Here is an 890-nt window from a genome sequence, read left to right on the forward strand (position 1 = left end):
GAGAAGAATGACCGAATTGGTGGTCAGTTCAGATTGGCGATGCAGATCCCGGGCAAAGAGGAGTTTAGAGAGACGATTCGTTACTTTGCCAACCAAGTTGACGCATCTGGTGTGAACCTTAAACTCGACACCGAAGCGACGTTCGAAATGCTGCTTAAGTACGATGAAGTTGTCATGGCGGCAGGTGTAGAGCCGAGAAAACTGAACCTTGAGGGTATTGATCAAGAGAATGTCGTCGACTATCAGACCTTGATTCGTGACAAGACACCGGTAGGCGAAAAGGTTGCGATCGTTGGGGCTGGTGGGATTGGTGTCGATGTCGCGACCATGCTCACTGAACCCGCTTCACACAGCTTAGATGATTGGCTACATGAATGGGGCATTGATAAAAACATGGAACACCCAGGGGGCTTATTCCCATACCCAGATGCAATGAGTGAGAAAACTGTTTGGGTTATGCAGCGTAAAGCAGGCCGTGTGGGTAAAGGTCCGGGTAAGACAACCGGTTGGATTCATAAGCGTACCCTTGAGAAGCGTGGTGTGAATCTATTGGGCGGCGTAAGCTACGAAAAAATTGATGACCAAGGTCTGCATATTACCGTCAACAAAGAGCCTAAAGTGCTGGATGCAGATTCCGTCGTGATCTGTGCGGGTCAAGTGTCTGTGCGACCATTTGAAGACATGTGGCAAGAGTTTGGCAACAAATTACATGTGATTGGTGGTGCGGATTACGCCGGTGAATTGGATGCGGTTCGAGCGATTCGTCAAGGTGTTGAGCTCGCAACTAAGCTTTAATACCAATCGTAGTAAATAATTGCTCATCCTAGCTTGTTAAAAGGCTCGATAACTGCGTTAGAATTTTTGATTGTAGAATAACTACTTATCGAAAA

General features: G+C 47.1%; 1 protein-coding gene. It reads left to right on the forward strand.

All coding sequences use genetic code 11. The features are described 5' to 3' along the window. On the forward strand, positions 1-795 hold a 795-nt coding region (locus tag EYS00_RS20410), incomplete at its 5' end, for an FAD/NAD(P)-binding oxidoreductase (RefSeq protein WP_165399448.1). Positions 796-890: the final 95 nt, after the last annotated feature.

Source organism: Alteromonas sp. KUL49 (assembly GCF_006538345.1).
Classification (GTDB): Bacteria; Pseudomonadota; Gammaproteobacteria; order Enterobacterales; family Alteromonadaceae; genus Alteromonas.